The following is a 21,639-nucleotide window of genomic DNA, read 5'->3' as shown; positions in this document are numbered from 1 at the left end:
GTCGTCCGGACACGGGCCCCCCGGTGGCCCGTCGCCCGTGAGGCGAACGCTAGGAGAGCGGTGCTTCCAGCGCGTAGCCGACGCCGTGGACGGTGCGGATCCAGCTGGCGCCGATCTTCCGGCGCAGCGCCTTGACGTGGCTGTCGACGGTGCGGGTGCCGGAGGCGTCGGTCCAGTCCCAGACCTCGGCCAGCAGCTGCTCGCGGGTGAGCACGGCGCGCGGCTGGGCGGCCAGGCAGGCGAGCAGGTCGAACTCGGTCGGCGTCAGGTGGACGTCGCCCGAGGCTAGCCGGACCCGGCGCTGCACGTGGTCGATCTCCAGCTCGCCGAACCGCAGGCTGCCCAGGGCGGGCGTGCGGGCGGCCTGCTGGGCGCGCTCCACGCGGCGCAGCAGGACGTTGACGCGGGCGGCCAGTTCGCGCATCGAGAACGGCTTGGTCATGTAGTCGTCCGCGCCCACGCCGAGGCCGACCAGCAGGTCCGTCTCGTCGTCGCGGGCGGTCAGCATCAGCACCGGCACCGGGCGCTGGGCCTGGATCCGGCGGCACACCTCCAGGCCGTCGAAGCCGGGCAGCATGATGTCGAGGACGACCAGGTCCGGCTGCCAGGTGTGAAAGCCGTCGACCGCGCCGGGGCCGTCGTGGGCCACGGCGACCTTGAAGCCCTCGGCGCCCAGCCGGGCGGCGATCGACTCGGCGATCGTGGGCTCGTCCTCCACCACCAGTACTCTGCGCTGGCTGCTCACAGTGCCACCGGTGTGCTGGTTGTCCTGCTGGATTTCTGTCACGGTCACGCCACCGCCCCCAGGGCTGCGGGCCGGCCACCTGTGGGGATGGCGGGGCTCCGCTCGTAGTCTTGTTCCGTCGTGGACTGTGCCGGGTCCGCCGTCCCGCCGCGCGATCGGGAGACGGGGACGGATGGTCGGCCGCCCACTTCTCCCGCGCACTTCGCAGCGTACGGACAGCGGATGCTTCCCGGCAGGTGGACCGGACGTTTCCGGCCCGTGGGCCGGCTCTCGGGCCGCCCTCGGACCCACTGCACGAGTGGGCACGGGCCGATACCTTACCCGGCGAATTTTCTCTGCGTAACGGTACGTATGCAGTCCAGTTGACGCCAAGGCGCCGGTCAGAGGCCCTGTTGCCGCGTTGTGGGGGAGAAGGTCTGGACCAATGTCGGGAATCCGGCGGTCCGCCGCGGCGACCGTCTTCACGGGCTTTTCCCAGGTGCCTCTCAGAACCTCGACGTACCGTGGCCGCGACAAGACCCGACCGGGCGGAATCCGCGGCGCGCGCCGGTACGTTGGGCACCTGACGAGGAGTCGGTGGCTGCGGCGTGGAGCGGAGGCGGCATGGCGGGACTCGGGCGGGGCGCCGAGGGGTTCGGGGCCGCTGGGGCGCCGTACGGAATGCTCCGCCTGGGGCTGCGCGCCGGCGTCGTGGAATGGCTGCTGGAACGGGTGCCGACACCCCGGAGAACGCCCTTCACCATCGGATACCTCGCCGTCGTGGGAGCCACCACGACCTTCGCGAGGCTCGCCGATCCGGAACTCGTCCAGCGTCTGCAGGAAGCGTCCAGTTCGGACGGGCACAACCTGCTCCAGCACCCTTTGCGCGCTCTTGTGCTGAGCGGATTCTGGGTGGCCGGCGAGGTGTGGATGCCGTACCTGTGGGGATTCGCCCTCACCCTCGCGCCGCTGGAGCGCAGGGTCGGTCCGGCCCGGGCGGCGGCGGTGTTCGCGGCCGGGCATGTCGCCGCGACGCTGCTCTCCCAGGGCGTGGTGATCACCGCGGTGGAGGCCGGGCGGATGGCGCCCGAGGCGATGGACTACCTGGACATCGGGGTCAGCTACGGCGTGCTCGCCTGCCTGGGCGCGGTGGCCGGGCTGCTCTCCTGGCGCGGGCGGCTGCTGGCGCTGGGCGGTGCCGGGCTGATGATCGCCGAGCAGATCGCCTCCGACCGGGACGTGATCACCGGGGTGGGGCACCCGGCCGCGGTGCTGACCGGGGTCGCGCTGTGGCGCTGGCTGCGCCGGGTCGAGCGGCGCCCGTCCAGGCCGAGTCCGGTTGCCGCGACGGCCCCCGGCGGTGCGCCGGCGCGGGTGCGGGCGGTGCGTTGACGCCGTCGCCCGGTCGGGGTTCACCCAGGCTCGGGCGCTCGTCTGTCAGGACTTCCCCAGGAGTCCTTGGCCTCCTCTTGGCCTCCTTTTGACGCGGTCGCGGGAAGGGCTTTCCGTACCGCATCCCGTTCGCTCACAGCGAACAGAGCGTCGGGAACATCCGGCGGCCGCCAGGCCTTAGTCAGGTCGACTCAAGTTCGCTGACTGGGGAGAGATCATGGCATCGACGTCCACACCGCTCACCCTGCCCGTGCTGCCGCTCGACGACGAGGTCGTCCTGCCGGGCATGGTGGTCCCGCTGGACCTGAAGGACACCGAGGTGCGCGCCGCGGTCGAGGCCGCCCGGGCCGCCGCCACCGGCAACGGCAAGCCGCAGGTCCTGCTGGTCCCGCGGGTGGACGGCTCGTACGCGGCGGTCGGCACGCTGGCCACCGTGGAGCAGGTCGGCCGGCTGGCCGACGGCCCCAACACGCTGTTGCAGTCGGCCGCGCTGGTGCGCGCCGTGCGCCGGCTCCGGATCGGGGTCGGCACCACCGGCCCCGGCGCCGCCCTCTGGGTGGAGACCACGCCGTTCCGGGAGTCCTCGGTGGGCACCCCGGTGGCCGGCCGGGCCGCCGAGCTGGTCAGGGAGTACAAGGCGCTGTCCACCCAGTGGCTGCGCAAGCGCGGCGCCTGGCAGATCGTCGACCGGGTCGACCGGATCGATGTCGTCGGCGAACTCGCCGACAACATCGGCTACGCGCCCTTCGCCACCGCCGAGCAGAAGCTCAAGGTGCTGCTGGAGGCCGACCAGGTCGCCCGTCTGGAGTACGCGCTCACCCTGCTGCGCGACCACCTCGCCGAGGAGGAGGTCAACGACACCATCCGCAAGGACGTCGAGGAGGGCGTGGCCAAGCAGCAGAAGGAGTTCCTGCTCCGCCGCCAGCTGGAGGCCGTCCGCAAGGAACTGGCCGAGCTGAACGGCGAGGCCGCCGACGAGGAGGGCGACTACCGCGCCCGGGTCGAGGCCGCCGACCTCCCCGAGAAGGTCCGCGAGGCCGCGCTCAAGGAGGTCGACAAGCTGGAGCGCGCCTCCGACCAGTCGCCCGAGGGCTCCTGGATCCGCACCTGGCTGGACACCGTCCTGGAGCTGCCCTGGAACGAGCGCACCGAGGACGCGTACGACATCGCCGGCGCCCGCGCGGTGCTGGACGCCGACCACGCCGGCCTGGCCGACGTGAAGGACCGGATCGTCGAGTACCTGGCCGTCCGCAAGCGCCGGGCCGACCAGGGGCTCGGGCCGGTCGGCGGCATCAAGGAGGTGCCGGGCGAAGCCCATCCCGAGAAGGGTGGCGGTGGGCGGCGGGCGGGCGGCGCGGTGCTGGCCCTGGTCGGCCCGCCCGGCGTCGGCAAGACCTCGCTCGGCGAGTCGGTGGCCCGCGCCATGGGCCGCTCCTTCGTCCGGGTCGCGCTCGGCGGCGTCCGGGACGAGGCGGAGATCCGCGGCCACCGGCGCACCTACGTCGGCGCGCAGGCCGGCCGGCTGGTGCGGGCGATCAAGGAGGCCGGCTCGATGAACCCGGTCGTCCTGCTGGACGAGATCGACAAGGTCGGCTCCGACCACCGGGGAGACCCGGCGGCCGCCCTGCTGGAGGTGCTGGACCCGGCACAGAACCACACCTTCAGGGACCACTACCTGGAGGTCGAGCTCGACCTCTCCGACGTCGTCTTCCTCGCCACCGCCAACGTGCTGGAGGCCATCCCCGAGCCGCTGCTCGACCGGATGGAGCTGGTCCGGCTGGACGGCTACACCGAGGACGAGAAGATCGTCATCGCCCGGGACCACCTGCTCCCGCGCCAGCTGGAGCGGGCCGGTCTGAACGGCGAGCAGGTCACCGTGGACGAGTCGGCGCTGCGCGGGCTCGCCGGGGAGTACACCAGGGAGGCGGGCGTCCGGAACCTGGAGCGCTCGATCGCCCGGGTGCTGCGCAAGATCGCCGCGCAGGCCGAGCTGGGCGAGCGCGAGCTGCCCGTCTCCGTCGGCGCGCAGGACCTGCGCGCCCTGATCGGCCGGCCGCACCACGTGCCGGAGTCCGCCCAGGCGCCGGCCGAGCGCCGCACCGCCGTCCCCGGCGTGGCCACCGGCCTCGCGGTGACGGGCGCCGGCGGCGACGTCCTCTACATCGAGGCCTCGCTGGCCGACGCCGAGACCGGCGGCACCGGGCTGACCCTCACCGGGCAGCTGGGCGACGTGATGAAGGAGTCCGCGCACATCGCGCTCTCCTACCTGCGCTCGCGCGGCGCCGAGCTGGAGCTGCCGGTCACCTCGCTGCGCGACCGCGGCGTGCACCTGCACATCCCGGCCGGGGCCGTCCCCAAGGACGGGCCGAGCGCCGGCATCACCATGACCACGGCGCTGGCCTCGCTGCTCTCCGGCCGCAAGGTGCGCACCGACGTGGCGATGACCGGCGAGGTGTCGCTGACCGGGCGGGTGCTGCCGATCGGCGGGCTGAAGCAGAAGCTGCTGGCCGCCGACCGGGCCGGGATCACCACGGTGATCATCCCCAGGCGCAACGAGGCCGACCTGGACGACGTCCCGGCCGAGGTGCTGGAGCGGCTCGCCGTCCACCCGGTGGCGGACGTGCGGGAGGTGCTGGAGCTGGCGCTGGAGCCGGCCGGGGCCGCGGTGCTGGTGGCCGCCTGACCGGGAGCCCGGGCCGCCACCGCGGCGGCCCGGGCACCCGGCGGCGGCCCGGGCGGACGGCGGCGATCTGACGGGCCGACGGCATCCCCGCGTGCGAGACTGCGGAGATGCCGTCACCCACGCAGCGCGCCCTGGCCCGGGTGCCCGACCGGCTGCGCCCCTTCGTGGTGCGGCACCGCCGGCTGGTGAAGTTCCTGCTGGTCGGGAGCGGCTGCTTCGTGCTCACCACGCTGGTCAACTTCGAGCTCAAGCTCACCGTGCTGCAGCACAAGCCGGTGGTCGCGCTGACCGTCTCGACCGTGATCGGCACCGTCGTCTCGTACGTGCTGAACCGCCGCTGGGCCTTCCGGGCCGCCGGCAGCCGGCGCGAGGCGTTGATGTTCGTCCTGGTCAGCGCGGTGGCGATCGTCGTCAACGACGTACCGCTGGCGGTCTCCCGGTACCTCCTGGACCTGCGCGAGCCGTACGTCGACCCCGTCGGGCAGGAGGTCGCGGACTTCCTCAGCGGCATCGTCGTCGGCACCTTCGCGGCGATGGTGTTCCGCTACTGGGCGATGCGGCGGTGGGTCTTCGCCCCGTCCGCCCGGCCGACCCCCGGTCGGCCCGTCCCGGCACCGACGACGGCGCCCCGGGAACCCGGTTACGCTGCACCCGAGATGCCACGGGACGTGCCGTAGAGGGGCGAGGTGAGCCTTGTGCAGGAGCCGGACCCCGTTCGGACCGGGCCCGCCAGCCAGCAGGGGATGCGCCGGGCCAACCTGGCCCTGGTGCTCGGCACGATCGCGAGCGGACCGCGCTCGCGCGCCGAGGTGGCCGCCGGGACGGGGCTGACCAGGGCCGCCGTCTCCTCCCTCGCCGAACAGCTGATCGCCGCCGGCCTGGTGGTCGAGGAGGGCCCCGCCGCGCCCAGCGGCAAGGTCGGCCGCCCCGGCACCGCGCTCGGCCTCAACCCGGCCGGGCCCGGCGGCCTCGGGGCCGAGATCGGGGTGCGGCACCTGGGCGCCTGCGTGGTCGACCTGCGCGGGGAGGTCCGCGCCTGGCGGCGCCGGGAGGTCTCCAACCACGGCCGCGAGCCCGCCGCCGTGATGGCCGAGCTCGCCCACCTGCTGCACGAGGCCGTCGCCGCGTCGGGGCTGCGCCCGGCCGGACTCACCCTGGCCGTGCCCGGGCTGGTCGGCGGCTCCGGCGGGGTGCTCCGGCGGGCCGCCAACCTCGGCTGGCGGGACATCCCGCTGGCCGCCGCGCTGCGCCCGGCGCTGCGGGCGGCCGGGCCGGGCCCGGTCGGTGACGGCCTGGCCGAGCTGCCGATCGAGGCGGACAACGAGGCCAACCTCGGCGGACTGGCCGAGCGCTGGCTGGGCGAGGGCCCGGAGGACTTCCTGTACGTCTCCGCCGAGGCCGGGGTCGGTGCGGCGATCGTGGTCGGCGGCCGGCTGCTGCGCGGGGCCGGCGGCTACGCCGGCGAGTTCGGCCACGTGCCGGTCCACCCGGACGGACCCGCCTGCGCCTGCGGGGCGCGCGGTTGCCTGGAGCAGTACGCGGGCGAGGCGGCGGTGCTGCGGGCGGCCGGCCTGACCGGAGCCCGGGGCGACTGGGTGACGCTGCTCGCCGACCGCGCCGGGGCCGGGGACACGGCCGCCCTCGCGGCGCTGGCCGGGGCCGGTGCGGCGCTCGGCACCGCGGCCGCCGGCGCGGTCAACCTGCTGGACCCGACCGAGGTGGTGCTGGGCGGCGGCTACGCCCGGCTGGCGCCCTGGCTGCTGCCCGCGATGCGGGCCGAACTGACCGCCCGGGTGGCGGTGCGGCCCTGGTCCGGGGACCGGCTGACGGTCTCCCGGCTGGGCCGGCGGGGCCCGCTGCTGGGCGCGGCGGCGCGGGTCGTCCGGGCCGTCCTGGCCGACCCGGGAACGCTCGGGGCGGGCACGGGGGCCTGAACCGCAGGGGCCCGGAACGCGGGGGCCTCGGAAGACGGGGGCCGGAAAGCGTGCGAGCCCCCGGCCGTGGCGGCCGGGGGCCCGGTGACGATCGGCGGCGGGCGGCTCAGGCCTTGGCCGCGGCCTCGGTCCCGCTCTCGGTCTCCTCGGAGACCAGCTCGCGGCCGCCGGAGCGCGGGCCGCGCAGCACGGCCAGCAGGGCGACGCCGATGCCGATCAGCGCCCAGACCACCATGACCAGGATCGGCATCCCCAGGTTGGTGGAGTCGAAGTAGGCGATCGACTTGGTGGCGGTGGTGCCGGCGCCGTTCGGGAGCCAGGAGCCGATCGCCCGCCAGAACGGCGGCGTCATCGGAGCCGGGTAGACCCCGCCCGCGCTGGGGTTGCCGAGCACCACGAAGATCAGCACCGCGACGCCGATGCCGAGGATGTCGAACAGGCACTGCAGGGCCATGGTGAACGCGCCGACCGTGAACACCACCAGGGCGCCGATGGCGCTGAGGGCGAGCACCGAGCCCGGCAGGGCGTCCAGCACCGGCCCGGCGATCATCGTGCCGAGGGCGCCGGCCCCGATCGAGTACACCGCGAGGACGCCGAGGCGGATCAGCAGGCGGTGGACGTTGGCCGGCTTGGAGCCCGCGCTGATGCCGAGGATCGAGGCGACCAGGTAGCCGCCGACGCACCAGCCGATCACCAGGTAGAAGGCGGAGAGGCCGTTGTTGTCGCCCTTGGCGAGCGGCACCACGTCCTGGACCTTGACCGTACGGCCCTGGCTCTGGTCGATCGCGGTGGTGATGCTCTCGGCGGCCTTGGCGGCGGCGGTGCCGCGGGCGTTGGCCACCAGCAGGGTGTCCTGGGTGGAGGTCGGGTTCACGACCAGCGCGGCGTAGAGCTTCTGGTCCTTGATCTGCTGGATCGCCGTCTCGGCGTCCGGCGCGGTGACGGCCCGGACGGCGTCGTTCGGCACCGACTCCAGGGCGCCGACCAGCTTCGGGGTGACCTGCGGCGGGGCGACCACCGCGATGGAGAGGTTCTGCGGGGCCGGCTTGTGCAGCGCCCCGATGTAGGAGGTGATGAAGCCGAGCTGGAGCAGCAGCACGCCGATCACGAGCAGTGCCGCGCGCGGGGTGACCGCACTCTTCAGTTCGGCGACGAAACCCTGCCCCGGGGCTGCCATCCACATCTCCTTGCGTAACGGGGAAAAACGGTCCTTCCAGAACCGATACTTCATACCATGAAGTAGTTGGCTTGTCGCACCGGCCGCGCCGGACCGTGGCCGGTGCCACTGCGCGATACTGGCGCGGTGAGCGACGAGGAAGCCCTGGTGGCGGTGGAGCGCGAGGTCGCGCTGATGTTCCGGCGGGGCCGGGCCAGAGTGGCGGAACTCTCACGGCGGGTGCACCCCGGACTGGAGGGGATGGCGTACAGCCTGCTCGGCTACATCGAGCAGGCCGGGCCGGTGCGGGTGACCGACGTCGGCGTGCACTTCTCGATCGGCAAGGCGACGGTGAGCCGGCAGATCCGGACGCTGGAGGAGCTGGGCCTGGTGGCCCGGGAGACGGACCCGCTGGACCGCCGGTCCGCGCTGGTCTCGCTCACCGGGGACGGGCGGCGGCGCTACCTGGTCGCGCACGACGCCCGGATGCGGCGGGTGCGCGAGGTGATGGGCGGCTGGTCGTCGGAGGACGTGAGCCGCTTCGCGGAGCTGCTGCACCGCTTCAACGACGCGCTGGAGGAGCCGGCGGCCGAGTGACCGGGCGGTCGTCGGCGGCGTGAGCGGGCCCGCACCTGCGGGCTTTACTTTCCCTTGAAGAAAGTTGCCTAACTCAACCATCTCGTCTTATGGTTGCTTACGGCAACGAAATTTCATGATCCGCGTATCCCGCGCGCCTCGCCGAAGGACCCAGATGACCGTGACCACCGAGGCCGCGAGCGGAACCACCGCCGCGGCCGACAGTCAACAGATGACGCACCGGCAGGTGATGGAGGCCCTCTCCGGCCTGCTGCTCGGCCTCTTCGTGGCCGTGCTCTCCTCGACCGTCGTCTCCAACGCCCTGCCGCACATCCTGGCCGACCTGCACGGCGGCCAGTCCGCCTACACCTGGGTGATCACCGCGGCCCTGCTCAGCCTCACCGCCTCCACCCCGATCTGGGGCAAGCTCTCCGACCTCGTCAGCAAGAAGCTGCTGCTCCAGATCGCGCTGCTGATCTACGTCGGCACCTCGGCGCTGGCCGGCCTCTCGCAGAACACCGGCGAGCTGATCGCCTGCCGCGCGCTCCAGGGCATCGGCGCCGGCGGTGTCGTGGCGCTCGGCCAGATCTGCCTGGCCGCGATGGTCCCCGCGCGCGAGCGCGGCCGCTACAGCGGCTACTTCGGCGCGGTCTTCGCGCTCGCCACCATCGGCGGGCCGCTGATCGGCGGCGTCATCGTGGACACCCCCTGGCTGGGCTGGCGCTGGTGCTTCTACGTCGGCATCCCGTTCGCGCTGGTCGCGATCCTGGTGGTGCAGCGCACCCTCAAGCTGCCGGTGGTCAAGCGCCAGGCGAAGATCGACTACCTGGGCGCGCTGGTCATCACCGCCTCGGTCAGCCTGCTGATGATCTGGATCACCCTGGCCGGCAAGAACTACGCCTGGCTGTCCTGGCAGACCGCGGCCATGGTCGGCGGCGGCGTCCTGCTGGGCGCCCTGGCCATCGTGATCGAGCGCCGCGCCGCCGAGCCGATCATCCCGCCGAGCCTCTTCAGGTACCGCACCGTCACCCTGGCCGCGGTCGCCAGCGTGCTGGTCGGCGTCGGGATGTACGGCGCGACCACCTTCCTCAGCCAGTACTTCCAGCTGGCCCGCGCCAAGTCCCCGACCATGGCCGGCCTGATGACCCTGCCGATGATCCTCGGCCTGGCGGTCTCCTCGGCGGTGGCCGGCCGGCTGATCACCAAGTACGGCAAGTGGAAGGCCTACCTGGTCTCCGGCACCGCGCTGCTCGCCATCGGCTTCGGCCTGCTCGGCACCGCCCGGGCCGACACCGACTACGTGCTGCTCTCCGTCTACATGGCGATCACCGGCGTCGGCCTCGGCCTGACCAGCCAGAACCTGGTGCTCGCGGTGCAGAACACGGTGCCCCGGCACGAGCTCGGCGCGGCCAGCTCCGTGGTCACCTTCTTCCGCACCATGGGCGGCGCGATGGGCGTCTCCGCGCTCGGCGCGCTGATGACCAACAAGGTCGGCCACTACCTGGCCGAGAACCTGGCCGCCGCGCACGTCCCGGCGTCGCCCGCGGCCTCCGGCGGCGGCATCCCGGACCTGGCCAAGCTGCCGGCCCCGATCGTGCCGCTGGTGACGGACGCGTTCGGCCACGGCGTCGGCACCGTCTTCCTGTGGGCCGCCCCGTTCGCGGCGCTGGCCTTCGTCACCGTGCTGTTCATCCGGGAGACCGCACTGAAGACCACCACCCAGGAGGGCTGACCGGCCGGCGGGACCGACCGGCCGTCGGGATACGCGAACGGGCCGGGGAGTGTGGAGACACTCCCCGGCCCGTTCTGCTGCGTCCGGCCGTCCGGCTGTGCGGCCCGAACGTCCGTGCGGTCAGTGACCGGCGATCAGCGACAGCCCGTAGAGGACGACCCCGCCGCAGAGCGCGAAGCAGGCGTACGCGCCGGCCAGGGCGAGCTTGCCGCCGCCCGCGGCCCCCGCGGTGCCCCCGCTCTCACGGGCGGCGCTCACCGCGGCCTCGCGGCGGGACAGCGCCAGGATGCCGAGCGCGAAGACGGTGACCACGGCGACGGTGATGCCGAAGCTGAGCCCGGCGGTCTGGGCCAGGGCGTTCCACTTGATGTGCATGGTGAGTGCTCCTCAGTCCGCGCTCAGGCCGCGACGGTGGTCGAGGCGGGGGTGGGGGCGTTCGCGGTACCGGCCGGTGCGACCTCGACCGGGGTGACGTCGACGTCGTTGACGTTGTCCGCGCCGACCGGCTGGCGGCGGGAGATCAGCCACATCGCGCCGGCGCCGGCCACCAGCACGGCGCCGACCAGGGCGACGCCCCAGCTGCCCTGCTCGGCCAGCAGGGCCGCGCCGCCGGAGACCAGGGCGGCGGCCGGCAGGGTCAGGCCCCAGGTGTAGACCATGCGGCGGACCAGGCTCCAGCGCAGCTCGCCCTTCGGGCCGCCGAGGCCGGCGCCCATGATGCCGCCGGAGCAGACCTGGGTGGTGGAGAGGCCGAAGCCCATGTGCGAGGAGGTCAGGATGACGGTCGCGGCGGCCGACTCGGAGGCGAAGCCCTGCGGCGGGCGGATGTCCGCCAGGCCCTTGCCCATCGAGCGGATGATGCGCCAGCCGCCCATGTAGGTGCCGAGCGCGATCGCGGCGCCCGCGGAGACGATCACCCAGGTGGGCGGCAGCGCGCCGTGCGGCAGGGCGCCGACCGAGACCAGGGTCAGGGTGATGATGCCCATCGTCTTCTGGGCGTCGTTGGTGCCGTGCGCGAGCGAGATCAGCGAGGAGGAGAAGACCTGGCCGGTCTTGAAGCCCTTCTCGGTGGCCGCGGTGTTGCCCTTGCGGGTGATCAGGTACGCCATCTTGGTGGCGCCCCAGGAGGCCAGGCCGGCGACGAACGGCGAGGCGACGGCCGGGATGAGGATCTTGGTGATCACGGTGTCGAAGTTGACGCCGTTCATGCCGACCCCGACGATCGTGGCGCCGATCAGGCCGCCGTACAGGGCGTGCGAGGAGCTGGACGGCAGGCCGCGCAGCCAGGTCAGCAGGTTCCAGAGGATCGCGCCGGCCAGTGCGGCGAAGATGATCTCGGGGTGGACTCCGGCCTTCTCGTTGACGATGCCGCCGGAGATGGTGGTGGCGACCTTCACGGACAGGAACGCGCCCGCGAAGTTGAGCAGGGCCGCGATGGTGACCGCGACCTTCGGACGAAGGGCTCCGGTCGCGATCGCGGTGGCGGCCGCGTTGGCGGTGTCGTGGAACCCGTTGGTGAAGTCGAAGGCGAGCGCAGTGATGATCACAACGGCCACCAGGAACGAGATGTGTTCCATACCCAAACAATCGTCTTAGTTGTCGCACGGACGTTGATGACGTCGCGACCGTAGGTCTGCAGGGTAAACGGAAGGTGAACTGAGCCGGGAATCGTGGTTCCGATGGTTGACTCGTGGTGACCATTGGCTTTCGTCAGGGTGACCCAGGGCGCGCTGAGCTGGACTTTAGCGAAGAACGCACCGGTTCGACCCGGTTTGCTGAGAGCTGTCTCACAGATCAATCGAGAATTAACCTCCCAGTCCGCCCGCGCCCTGTTTCCGGCGAGTAACCCGTGGGAGGATCTGCGGGATCCGGATACCCGGGACAGGGGCAGTGCGCGGCGGGGAGGGCCAGGTCATGGGCGGGGCGGGACAGAGAGCGGAGACGGCAGGCGTACGGCCCTGGGTACGGGCGGCGCTGCGCTGCGGAGCCGTCCTCGCGGCCGCGGCGCTCGCACTGCCGGTGGGCGCCCAGGCCGCCTGGGCCGTACCCGACCCGGGCACCGGCCGGGTCGCAGCCGACGCGGACCCGCTCGCCGCCGCCAAGGCCACCCTCGGCCCGCTGCTCGACCAGCTGCACGCGCTCTACCAGGGCGCCGAGGCCGCCACCGAGCAGTACAACGGCGCCGTCGCCAAGGTGGCGGAGCAGCAGACCTCGCTCACCGACCTCCAGGGCCGGCTGGACCGCCAGCAGAAGCAGGTCGACGCCGGCACCGACATCGCCTCCCAGCTCGCCGCCGCGCAGTACCGCAACGGGTCCGCCTCGGCCTACGCCGAGCTGCTGCTCTCCAAGGACCCGTACGAGGCGGTCGTCATCGCCGAGCTGCTGGCCTCGGCCAGCCGCTCCCAGTCGGAGTTCCTGGACAAGCTGAAGAGCGACCGGGACGAGCTGGACGGGCTGAGGAAGCAGAACGAGGAGGCGCTGAAGACCTCCCAGACGCTGGTCGCCCAGCAGGACGCGGCCAAGGCCAAGGCCGCCGCCGACCTCGCCTCGGTCGAGCAGCTGGTCTCCTCGCTGACCGGCGCCCAGCGGGCCGAGCTGGAGCAGCTGGAGAAGGCCAAGGCGGACGAGGCGCAGCTCGCGTTCCTCGCCTCCGGGGCGCTCGGCAAGGGGGAGCGCACGCCCTCGCTGCAGGGGCGCGGGGCCGTGGCCTTCGCGCTGGCGCAGCTGGGCAAGCCGTACCTGTGGGGCGGCACCGGCCCGGGCGCCTACGACTGCTCCGGCCTCACCTCGCAGGCCTGGCTGCACGCCGGCAAGCCGATCCCGCGCACCAGCCAGGAGCAGTGGGCGCAGCTGCCGCACGTGGCGCTCAACCAGCTGCGGCCCGGCGACCTGGTGATCTACTTCCAGGACGCCTCGCACGTCGGGATGTACATCGGCGGCGGGCTGATCGTGCAGGCGCCGCGGCCCGGGGCGTTCATCAAGATCTCGCCGATCGGCTCGATGGCGATCCTCGGGGCCGTCCGGCCCGACCCGTCCGGCACGGCGGACGACGCCGGCGGCGCGTGGAAGGTGCCGGACCTCCCGGCGGGCTGGGACTCCGTCACGCCGATCGCGCCGAGCCCGGCCAACCAGGTGCCGGCCCCGCCGGCCCCGGGCGGAGCGGTGACGCCGCCGGTCGTGCCGGGTACGCCGACCGACCCGGCCACTCCGGGCGGGGCGGGTACGCCGACCGACCCGGCCACGCCGACCGCGCCCTCGACCGGCACGCCGACCGGGCCGGGCACCCCGACACCGACCCCGACCGGGACCGGGACGCCGGGCACCCCGAGCGGGACCGGCACGCCCACCCCGACCGGGACGGGCACCCCGACGGAGGGCCCGAGCGGCACCGGCTCGGCGACCGCCTCGGCCCCGGGCAGCGCGACCGCCACGCTGCCGCTGGGCAGCCCGACGCACTGACGGCCACCCGGCCGGTACGAAGGCCGCCCCGCGTCATCGGACGCGGGGCGGCCTTCGTGTTGTTCGGAGCCGGCGGACGCCTCAGGCGCCGCTGTCGGGGGCGAAGCGGATCACGACGGCCTTGGAGGTGGGGGTGTTGCTGACGTCGGCGGTGGAGTCGAGCGGCACCAGGACGTTGGTCTCGGGGTAGTAGGCCGCCGCGCCGCCGCGGGCGACGGGGTAGTGGACGACCCGGAAGTGCGGGGCGCGGCGCTCCACGCCGTCGCTCCACTCACTGACCAGGTCGACGTACAGGCCGTCGGCGAGCCCGAGTTCGGTGGCGTCCGCGGGGTTGACCAGGACCACCCGGCGGCCGCCCTTGATGCCGCGGTAGCGGTCGTCGAGGCCGTAGATCGTGGTGTTGTACTGGTCGTGCGAGCGCAGGGTCTGGAGCAGCAGCCGGCCCGGCGGGACCTCGGGGGCGGTCAGCGGGTTGACGGAGAAGTTGGCCTTCCCGGTCGCGGTCGGGAAGGTGCGGGAGTCGCGGGGGCCGTGCGGCAGGGTGAAGCCGCCGGGGCGGCGGACCTTCTCGTTGTAGTCCTCGAAGCCGGGGACGACGCGGGCGATCCGCTCCCGCAGGGTGTCGTAGTCCTCGGCGAAGTCCTCCCACGGCACGGTGTCCTGCGGCCCGAGCACGCCGCGGGCGAGCCGGCAGACGATCGCGGTCTCGGAGAGCAGGCCGGGTGCGGGCGGGCGCAGGCCGCCGCGCGAGGCGTGCACCTGGCCCATCGAGTCCTCGACGCTGACGAACTGGGCGCCGCGCGAGGTGACGTCCTTGTCGGTGCGGCCCAGGGTGGGCAGGATCAGGGCGCGGGCGCCGGTGACCACGTGCGAGCGGTTGAGCTTGGTGGAGACGTGGACGGTCAGCCGGCAGCGGCGCATCGCGGCCTCGGTGACCTCGGTGTCCGGGGTGGCCGCGACGAAGTTGCCGCCCATCGCGAAGAAGACCTTGACTTTGCCGTCGCGCATCGCGCGGATGGTGTCCACCGAGTCGAGGCCGTGCTCGCGCGGCGGCTCGAAGCCGAACTCCCCGCCCAGCGCGTCCAGGAAGGCGGTGGTGGGGCGCTCGAAGATGCCCATCGTCCGGTCGCCCTGGACGTTGCTGTGCCCGCGCACCGGGCAGACCCCGGCGCCGGGGCGGCCGACGTTGCCGCGCAGCAGCAGGAAGTTGACCACCTCGCGGATGGTCGGCACGGAGTGCTTGTGCTGGGTGAGGCCCATCGCCCAGCAGACGATGATCTTCTCGGACTTCAGGACCAGCCGGCCGAGCTCCTCGATCTGCTCCCAGGGCAGGCCGGTCGCGGCGAGCACCTCGGCGCGGTCGGTCGTCCGCGCCTGGGCCTCGAACTCCTCGAAGCCGTGGCAGTGTTCGGCGACGAACCCGCGGTCGACGCCGTCCCGCTCCAGGACGATCCGGTTCAGCGCGCGGAACAGCGCGAGGTCGCCGCCGAGGCGGATCTGCAGGAAGAGGTCGGTCAGCTTGGTGCCGTGGCCGACCAGGCCGCGGGCCTGCTGCGGGTTCTTGAACCGCTCCAGGCCCGCCTCCGGCAGCGGGTTGACGCTGACGATGGTGGCGCCGGCCCGCTTGGCGCGCTCCAGCGCGGAGAGCATCCGGGGGTGGTTGGTGCCCGGGTTCTGGCCCGCCACGATGATCAGGTCGGCCTGGTAGAGGTCCTTCAGGCTGACGCTGCCCTTGCCGACGCCGAGCGTCTCGGTGAGCGCCGAGCCGGAGGACTCGTGGCACATGTTGGAGCAGTCCGGCAGGTTGTTGGTGCCGAGCCGGCGGGCGAACAGCTGGTACGCGAACGCGGCCTCGTTGCTGGTCCGGCCGGAGGTGTAGAAGGCGGCGCCGTCCGGGGTGTCCAGGGCCTTCAGTTCCTCGGCCACCAGCGCGAAGGCCTCGTCCCAGGAGACCGGCCGGTAGTGGGTGGCGCCCTCGTCCAACAGCATCGGCTGGGTGAGCCGGCCCTGCTGGCCGAGCCAGTAGCCGGAGCGCTCGGCCAGGTCGGCGACCGGGTGGGCGGCGAAGAACTCGGCGCGGATGCGGCGCTCGGTGGCCTCCTCGGCGACGGCCTTGGCGCCGTTCTCGCAGAACTCGGCGGTGTGGGTCTTGTCGGGCTCCGGCCAGGCGCAGCCGGGGCAGTCGAAGCCGTTCGGCTGGTTGACCTTGAGCAGGGTGGCCAGGGTGCGGCGGGCGCCCATCTGCTCGGCGGCCATCCGCAGGCTGTGGCCGACGGCGGGCAGCCCGGCGGCCGCGTGCTGGGGCGCGGACACCTCGGGGGCGTCCTGGGCCGGGTCGCTCTGCGGGGCCTGCTTGGCCATGGCCGCTCTCCTCGGGCTGCTGGTCCGGGCCGCCGCACCGTCGCGGGGCTCACCGTGCATCCTTCCACCTGCTGCTCGAGAGGGGGAGGGCCGTCTTCACGGCGGGGGAGGGCCGTCTCCGTCGCGGGGGGCGCGCCGTCGGTAGAGTCTGGGCGTCATGGCGGGAGGGGAGAGGGCGCGTGCGAGTCGGGGACGTCCTGGACGGCCGGTACGAGCTGGTGGAGAAGCTCGGGCAGGGCGGGTTCGGGGTGGTGTGGCGGGCCAGGGACACCCGGATGGGGCGGCCGGTGGCGGTCAAGGTCATCGGGCACCACGGCGGTGACCGGGCGAAGGCCGCGCTGCGGTTCGTCCGGGAGGCCGGCGCGGCCGGCAACCTCTCGCACCCGCACATCGTCACGGTGCACGACCTCGGGCAGTGCGAGCTCGGCGGCGAGGAGGTCACCTACCTGGTGATGGAGCTGCTCACCGGCCGCACCCTCACCGAGGTGCTGCGGGCGGGGGTGCCCGGGCCGGCGCTCAGCCTGCGCTGGGGGCGGCAGATCAGCGGCGCGCTGGCGGCGGCGCACGACGCGGGCATGGTGCACCGGGACATCAAGCCGGACAACGTGATGATCACCGACGCCGGGCACCTGAAGGTGCTGGACTTCGGCATCGCCCAGCTGGACACCGGCGCGGGCGGGCTGACCACCACCGGGACGATCGTCGGCAGCCCGGCGTACATGGCACCCGAGCGCTGGACCGGCGGCCGGGTGGACGGGCGGGCCGACCTCTACGCGCTGGGCTGCGTCCTGGTCGAACTCTTCACCGGGGCACGGCCGTTCGGCGGGGACTCGACGCCGGTGCTGATGTACCGGCACCTCAACGAGGTGCCGCCGCCGCTGGACCCGGCGCAGTTCGGGCTGCCGCCGCAGGTGGCCGGTCTGGTCGCGGAGCTGCTGGCGAAGGACCCGGCGGCCCGGCCGGCCGACGCCCGTACGGTCGAGCGGCGGCTCGCCGAGCTGGCCGGGTGGCAGGGCGGCCAGGCGGCGGCACCGGTGCCGGTGCCCGTACCGGCGGTGGTGGAGCGCCCGGCGCCGATGGTGCCGCCGCCGCCGAGCGCCCCGCCGGTCGTGCCCGCGCCCGCCGCGCCTCCCGCTGTGCCTCCCGCCGTGCCCGCGCCCGCGCCGGTCGTGCCTCCCGCCGTGCCCGCCCCGATCGTCCCGTCGGTGCCGTCCCCGGTCTCCTCGGTGCTGCCGCCGCTGACCACGCCGCCGGTGACGGCCACGCCGCCGGCCGAGTCGGTACGGGCCGCGCTGAGCGAGCGCCGCTCGGCCGCGTACCGGGCGGCGACCGCCGGCGAGTCGGCGATGCTGCTGCAGGCCGTCGCCCAGGACTGCGTGACCGCGCTCGGCGCGAGCGACCGGGACACCCTGTGCACCTGGCGGGACTTCGCCTGGTACCTCAGCCGCACCGGTGACCTGGACGGTGCGATCCGGCTGCTGACCGCCCTGGTGGCCGACATGCGCGCGGCCCTCGGCCCGATCGACCCGGACACCCTCGGCGCCCGCTACCACCTGGTCTGGTGCGTCGGCGAGAGCGGTGCGCCCGTCACCACGGTCCGGCTGATGAACGAGCTGCTGCCCGACCTGCACGCCGCCTGGGGCCCGTACGACTCGCGGGTCCTGAAGGCCCGGCACGACCTCGCGCTGCACCACGCCAACCGGGGAGACCTCCAGGGCGCGGTGATCCAGCTGCACGGGCTGCTGCCGGACCTCGCCCGGGTGCTGGGCGAGCACCACCCGAGCACCGTGCAGGCCTGGCAGGACCTGGCCGGCTACCAGCAGCAGCTGGTCCAGGCCGGCCGCAAGGGGCCGGGGCCGCGCCGCCGGACCCCGCGGATGAGCCCGATGGAGGCGCTGGTGCTGGTGCGGCGGCTGCGGGTGTGGGACTTCGCCACCGACGCGCAGGCCCGGGCCTGTATGGACGCCCTGGACCGGGGGATCGGCCTGAAGGGCGTCGCGGACGTGGTGTTCGAGGCCCCGGACCACGTCTCGGACGAGGACCTGGTGGAGGAGATCTTCGGCGCCTGAGTGCTCCTCGGTGCCGGGGTGCCGACGCCGCGGCTCTCACGGCGCTCACGCCGCCAGGGCCCGGGCCGTCGGCAGGGCGGCCAGGGCGTGGAGCAGGGCGCGGGCGGCGGCGTCGTTCTGGCGGAAGGCCGGGGCGTCGGTGCGGGGGCGGGCGAAGGCGGCGGCCGCGCGCAGGCTGGTGTGCGGGCCGAGGGCGGTGCGGCGCGGGTGCGGGGCTCCGCCGAGGGCCGGGTCGAGCAGCCGGCTGTCGGCGGGGGCGATGGTGACCAGGCCCGAGCGGTGGGTGTGGTCCGGGTCGGTGACCACCTCCTCGACGACGCGTCCGGTGCGGTGCAGCTCGCCCAGCAGCGGGTCCAGGGTGCGGGCCAGCGCGTGCTTGGGCAGGTACGCCTCGACCAGCGCCGTCGCGGTGACGTGGTGGCCGGGCACGGTGGCGCCGGAGGCCCGCCAGGTGCCGCTCTCCTCGTCCCGTTCGATCCGGACGTCCGCGCCGAGGAAGCGCACCACCCCGGCCTCGGAGAGGGCGAGCAGCTGGCGCAGCCGGAAGCCGGGCGGGCCGGAGGCGAGGAAGCCGAAGTAGCCGAAGAACCACTCGTCCACCTCCTCGGCGATCGAGCGGGCGGTGAGCCGGCCGCTCGCCGTCACCCGGGGGAGCTGGCCGAACAGCGACAGCAGGGCGAGGAAGGCGCCGAGGTCGGCGCTGTGGGCGGGGTCGGCGCGGCGGCCGGCGTCCGCGCCGACGTACCCGCGCAGGTGCTCCTGGAGTTCCTCGTCGCTGCCGAGTTCGAGCCCGGCCAGCGGGTGGTCGAGCCGTTCGAAGTCGATCCGGTCGGCGGGGTCGGGGACGGCCTCGGCGACCAGGGCGGCGCGTTCGGGGGTGTACCAGCCGTGCCGGTCGTAGCGGGTGAGGAACTCCGGCCAGGGCAGGGTGGTGCGCTCGGGGTGGGCGTGGAACAGCTCGTGGTAGTGCCCGAAGGCGATCTCCTTGGCCATCAACGGCCAGAAGTCGCGCCGCAGTTCGAGCTGTCCGCCGGTGGCGAGCACGGTGTCCACGGCGGCCGCGTCGAAGTACCGGGGGAGCGGGGCGGGTGGCCCCTGGAGGCGGTAGCCGGTCTTGGAGTGGTACGGGACGCCGCGCCGGGAGCCGAGGTGCAGCACCGGCTCCCGGCCGGACGGCAGGTAGCGCAGCGCGGGCCCGTCCCCGGTGGGTTCGAAGCGGCCGCCGCGGCCCTCGGTGAGCAGGGCGACCAGGTCCACCGAGGCGAGGCCGAGCCCGCGCAGCACCACCGGCTCGCCGGGGGCGAGGGCGGCCAACTCGGCGGTCACGTCGGCGGAGTAGGCGGGCGGGAGGTGGAAGCGGCCGTGCCGGGCGGCGAACTCGGCGTCGGCCGCGTGGCGCGGGTGGGGGGCGGAGTCGAGGTGGCCGAGGGTGAGCACCACGTGGTCGGCGGTGAGGGTCCGGTCGCCGAGGTGGACGGTCTGCGGGCCGTCGGCCGGGCCCTCGATCCGCCGGACGGTGTCGCGGTGGACGGTGACCGTGATGTGCGCCGGCAGGTCGGCGACGGCGCGGCGGAACACCCAGTCCAGGTAGGCGCTCTGGGCCCGTCGGGTGGGGAAGTCGGTGGGCGCGAGGGTGCGCAGCTCGGCCCGGACGGCCGGGTCGGCGACCTCCCGGTAGGGAGTGAACTCCCGCTGCCGCCGGGCCCATTCGGCGAGCGAGGGGCCGGGGCGGACCGGTCCTTCGAGGGTGGAGCGCTCGTCGGTGAACATGGTGACGTCCTCGGCCATCGAGTTCATCCGCAGCAGCGGGGACTGGTCGTGGCGCCAGATCCGGCCCGCGCCGGGCGGGTACGGGTCGACCAGGTGGATCGCCAACGGCCGGTCGGCGGGCAGCAGTTCGGCGGCGTTGGCGGCGATCCGCTCCAGCAGTCCGGTGCCGCGCGGGCCGGCGCCGACGATGACGAGGGACGGCGTCATGCCCGCACCGCCCTGGCGAGGGCCGCGCGGGCCCGTTGCAGCGGGGTGGGTGGCAGGCCGTCGCGGGTCGCGCCCCGGGCGAAGCGCCGCTCCACGTAGTACTGGCCGACGGACAGCAGGGTGGTGACCACCAGGTACCAGAGGGTGGCGACCATCAGCATCGGGATGACCTGGTACGACTGGAGGTAGACCAGCTGCACCGAGTAGAGCAGGTCGGAGACGGCCAGCACGCTGACGATGCTGGTGCCCTTGAGCGCGCCGATCAGCATGTTCCCGGCGCTCGGCACGATCGCCCGCATCGCCTGCGGCACCACGATCCGGCGCAGCACCCGCCACCGGCCGAGTCCGAGCGCGGCCGCCGCCTCCAGCTGGCCGCGGTCCACGGAGAGGATGCCGCCGCGGATCACCTCGGCGGCGTACGCGGTCTCCAGCAGGGTGAGGCCGATGACGGCGGTCAGGGTGGGGCCCATCAGGTTGACGGTCCTGACCGTGACGAACTCGGGGCCGAACGGGAGGCCCAGGCCGAGGGTCGGGTAGAGCGCGCCGATGTTGAAGAAGAACAACAGCTGCACCAGCGGCGGGGTGGAGCGGAACACCCAGACGTAGCCCCAGCTCAGCGTGCGCAGCACCGGGTTGGCGGACAGCCGCATGGTGGCGAGGAGGGTGCCGAGCAGGAAGCCGAGGGCGAGGGTGGCGGCGGTCAGCCAGAGGGTGAGGGCGAGCCCGTTGAGCACGGACCGGGCGGTGAACCAGTCGGCGACCACGCCCCACTGGAAGGCCTCGTTGCGGATCACCGAGTTGACCGCCATCGCGGCCAGCAGCAGGGCGACGCCGGCGGCGGCCCACTGGCCGGGCCTGCGGCGGGCGACGATCCGGGCCTCGGGGGCGGGCGGTGCGGCGGGGCGGTCGAGCGGGGAGGGGGCGGGCAGGACGTCCTGCGGGGTGGCCATGGCGGCGGCTCCTGGGCGGAGTGCGGGCGGGAGAGGTACGGCGGTGGTCACGTACGCGGGCGCGGCCCGTGTCCCTCAACACGGCCGGCGCATGGCACTGCACTCCGCGCCGATCGTACGCATGCGCGATCGACGGCTGTCAAGGGTGATCGGGGCGCGGGAGGGCCGGTCCGGGGCGTGTCGGAGAAGTGACAGGAGATCGCAACAGTGCGGCAATGATGGACGGTTGACGGACCGATCGGCCGACTGCTCAACTTGAGGCCATGTACGTCGAGCAGCCCCTGGTCAGCCGCGACCACATCGACTTCGGTCGGGTGTGGTCCGCGGCGTGTCGCGGCTGACCTGGCAGCGGGCCGTCCGTCCGGCCTGAACTCCCGGTGGGGTGCCCTCCCTCGGCTCGCCCCGTCGTGGCCCGGATCCGTCGTCGGTGACCGACGACGCGTCAAACCCTCGCTGTCGCCGACGACTTCGCACTGCGCTCCGGCTCTCCCGCACTCCGGCAGTCCCTCCCGTACGCCGTCACCCGTCACCCGTCACCCGTCCGACGGTCGCCCCGCCGCGGCCGCCTCCGGTCCGTCCACCCGCAGCCCGCTTGCGGCCCGCCCGCAGCCTGCCCGCGGCCCGAC

At 73.9% G+C, this 21,639-nt stretch carries 15 protein-coding genes; 8 read left to right on the top strand and 7 right to left on the bottom strand.

What is annotated here, in order from left to right; all coding sequences use genetic code 11:
- Positions 1 to 49 precede the first annotated feature (49 nt).
- The gene (locus tag ACGF13_RS13495) at positions 50 to 787 is read right to left on the bottom strand and encodes a response regulator transcription factor (RefSeq protein WP_392874216.1); all 738 of its coding nucleotides are present in this window, start codon (positions 785 to 787) and stop codon (positions 50 to 52) included.
- Positions 788 to 1,348: 561 nt separating this feature from the next.
- Between ACGF13_RS13495 and ACGF13_RS13490 the strand changes: the two genes are divergently transcribed.
- The 4 genes from ACGF13_RS13490 to ACGF13_RS13475 all read left to right on the top strand — a co-directional run bounded on the left by ACGF13_RS13490 (position 1,349) and on the right by ACGF13_RS13475 (position 6,733).
- Entirely contained in the window at positions 1,349 to 2,116 is a 768-nt protein-coding gene (locus tag ACGF13_RS13490) for a rhomboid-like protein (protein WP_392873210.1), read from the top strand.
- Between the two features lie 217 nt (positions 2,117 to 2,333).
- Complete coding sequence (lon, locus tag ACGF13_RS13485) at positions 2,334 to 4,799, top strand: endopeptidase La (RefSeq protein WP_392873207.1); 2,466 nt, start codon at positions 2,334 to 2,336, stop codon at positions 4,797 to 4,799.
- A 107-nt stretch (positions 4,800 to 4,906) separates the two neighbouring features.
- Positions 4,907 to 5,476: a GtrA family protein gene (locus ACGF13_RS13480; RefSeq protein WP_392873204.1), complete on the top strand. Its 570-nt coding sequence runs from the start codon at positions 4,907 to 4,909 to the stop codon at positions 5,474 to 5,476.
- Positions 5,477 to 5,542: 66 nt separating this feature from the next.
- Positions 5,543 to 6,733: an ROK family protein gene (locus ACGF13_RS13475; protein WP_392874213.1), complete on the top strand. Its 1,191-nt coding sequence runs from the start codon at positions 5,543 to 5,545 to the stop codon at positions 6,731 to 6,733.
- Between the two features lie 106 nt (positions 6,734 to 6,839).
- On the opposite strand, the gene ACGF13_RS13470 is transcribed toward ACGF13_RS13475, so the two are convergent.
- Positions 6,840 to 7,916 (bottom strand): ABC transporter permease, encoded by a 1,077-nt coding sequence (locus tag ACGF13_RS13470; RefSeq protein ID WP_392873201.1) that lies wholly within the window; start codon positions 7,914 to 7,916, stop codon positions 6,840 to 6,842.
- 120 nt (positions 7,917 to 8,036) lie between these two features.
- On the opposite strand from ACGF13_RS13470, the gene ACGF13_RS13465 reads away from it, so the two are divergent.
- Both ACGF13_RS13465 and ACGF13_RS13460 read left to right on the top strand, forming a co-directional pair.
- Entirely contained in the window at positions 8,037 to 8,486 is a 450-nt protein-coding gene (locus tag ACGF13_RS13465; protein ID WP_392873198.1) for a MarR family winged helix-turn-helix transcriptional regulator, read from the top strand.
- 154 nt (positions 8,487 to 8,640) lie between these two features.
- Positions 8,641 to 10,197, top strand: a complete 1,557-nt coding sequence (locus ACGF13_RS13460; protein WP_392873195.1) for an MDR family MFS transporter — start codon at positions 8,641 to 8,643, stop codon at positions 10,195 to 10,197.
- 120 nt (positions 10,198 to 10,317) lie between these two features.
- On the opposite strand, the gene ACGF13_RS13455 is transcribed toward ACGF13_RS13460, so the two are convergent.
- Positions 10,318 to 10,572 carry a hypothetical protein gene (locus tag ACGF13_RS13455; protein ID WP_392873193.1) on the bottom strand — a complete coding sequence of 85 codons (255 nt, stop codon included), beginning with the start codon at positions 10,570 to 10,572 and terminating at the stop codon, positions 10,318 to 10,320.
- A gap of 23 nt (positions 10,573 to 10,595) precedes the next feature.
- Positions 10,596 to 11,774, bottom strand: a complete 1,179-nt coding sequence (locus ACGF13_RS13450) for an anion permease (protein ID WP_392873190.1) — start codon at positions 11,772 to 11,774, stop codon at positions 10,596 to 10,598.
- A gap of 337 nt (positions 11,775 to 12,111) precedes the next feature.
- On the opposite strand from ACGF13_RS13450, the gene ACGF13_RS13445 reads away from it, so the two are divergent.
- Entirely contained in the window at positions 12,112 to 13,656 is a 1,545-nt protein-coding gene (locus tag ACGF13_RS13445; protein ID WP_392873187.1) for an NlpC/P60 family protein, read from the top strand.
- Between the two features lie 81 nt (positions 13,657 to 13,737).
- Here ACGF13_RS13445 and ACGF13_RS13440 read toward each other — a convergent pair whose 3' ends face one another.
- Positions 13,738 to 16,017 carry an FdhF/YdeP family oxidoreductase gene (locus tag ACGF13_RS13440; RefSeq protein ID WP_392873184.1) on the bottom strand — a complete coding sequence of 760 codons (2,280 nt, stop codon included), beginning with the start codon at positions 16,015 to 16,017 and terminating at the stop codon, positions 13,738 to 13,740.
- 179 nt (positions 16,018 to 16,196) lie between these two features.
- Here ACGF13_RS13440 and ACGF13_RS13435 point away from each other — a divergent pair, with 179 nt between their 5' ends.
- Positions 16,197 to 18,086, top strand: a complete 1,890-nt coding sequence (locus tag ACGF13_RS13435) for a protein kinase (RefSeq protein ID WP_392873181.1) — start codon at positions 16,197 to 16,199, stop codon at positions 18,084 to 18,086.
- A gap of 45 nt (positions 18,087 to 18,131) precedes the next feature.
- On the opposite strand, the gene ACGF13_RS13430 is transcribed toward ACGF13_RS13435, so the two are convergent.
- On the bottom strand, positions 18,132 to 20,063 hold the full coding sequence (locus tag ACGF13_RS13430; protein WP_392873178.1) for an FAD/NAD(P)-binding protein: 1,932 nt from the start codon (positions 20,061 to 20,063) through the stop codon (positions 18,132 to 18,134).
- On the bottom strand, positions 20,060 to 21,013 hold the full coding sequence (locus tag ACGF13_RS13425; protein ID WP_392873177.1) for an amino acid ABC transporter permease: 954 nt from the start codon (positions 21,011 to 21,013) through the stop codon (positions 20,060 to 20,062). Before ACGF13_RS13425 ends, ACGF13_RS13430 begins: the two co-directional genes overlap by 4 nt.
- Positions 21,014 to 21,639 lie beyond the last annotated feature (626 nt).

Source organism: Kitasatospora sp. NPDC048286, from assembly GCF_043201735.1.
Taxonomy (GTDB): domain Bacteria; phylum Actinomycetota; class Actinomycetes; order Streptomycetales; family Streptomycetaceae; genus Kitasatospora.
This window is presented reverse-complemented; position numbering and strand designations above follow the sequence as displayed.

What these genes read in the sequence shown, in the direction of transcription:
- ACGF13_RS13490 (WP_392873210.1), top strand. Translation starts at nt 1,349, where the DNA reads ATGGCGGGACTCGGGCGGGGCGCCGAGGGGTTCGGGGCCGCTGGGGCG.
- lon (WP_392873207.1), top strand. Translation starts at nt 2,334, where the DNA reads ATGGCATCGACGTCCACACCGCTCACCCTGCCCGTGCTGCCGCTCGAC.
- ACGF13_RS13480 (WP_392873204.1), top strand. Translation starts at nt 4,907, where the DNA reads ATGCCGTCACCCACGCAGCGCGCCCTGGCCCGGGTGCCCGACCGGCTG.
- ACGF13_RS13475 (WP_392874213.1), top strand. Translation starts at nt 5,543, where the DNA reads ATGCGCCGGGCCAACCTGGCCCTGGTGCTCGGCACGATCGCGAGCGGA.
- ACGF13_RS13470 (WP_392873201.1), bottom strand. Translation starts at nt 7,916, where the DNA reads ATGTGGATGGCAGCCCCGGGGCAGGGTTTCGTCGCCGAACTGAAGAGT.
- ACGF13_RS13460 (WP_392873195.1), top strand. Translation starts at nt 8,641, where the DNA reads ATGACCGTGACCACCGAGGCCGCGAGCGGAACCACCGCCGCGGCCGAC.
- ACGF13_RS13455 (WP_392873193.1), bottom strand. Translation starts at nt 10,572, where the DNA reads ATGCACATCAAGTGGAACGCCCTGGCCCAGACCGCCGGGCTCAGCTTC.
- ACGF13_RS13450 (WP_392873190.1), bottom strand. Translation starts at nt 11,774, where the DNA reads ATGGAACACATCTCGTTCCTGGTGGCCGTTGTGATCATCACTGCGCTC.
- ACGF13_RS13445 (WP_392873187.1), top strand. Translation starts at nt 12,112, where the DNA reads ATGGGCGGGGCGGGACAGAGAGCGGAGACGGCAGGCGTACGGCCCTGG.
- ACGF13_RS13440 (WP_392873184.1), bottom strand. Translation starts at nt 16,017, where the DNA reads ATGGCCAAGCAGGCCCCGCAGAGCGACCCGGCCCAGGACGCCCCCGAG.
- ACGF13_RS13430 (WP_392873178.1), bottom strand. Translation starts at nt 20,063, where the DNA reads ATGACGCCGTCCCTCGTCATCGTCGGCGCCGGCCCGCGCGGCACCGGA.
- ACGF13_RS13425 (WP_392873177.1), bottom strand. Translation starts at nt 21,013, where the DNA reads ATGGCCACCCCGCAGGACGTCCTGCCCGCCCCCTCCCCGCTCGACCGC.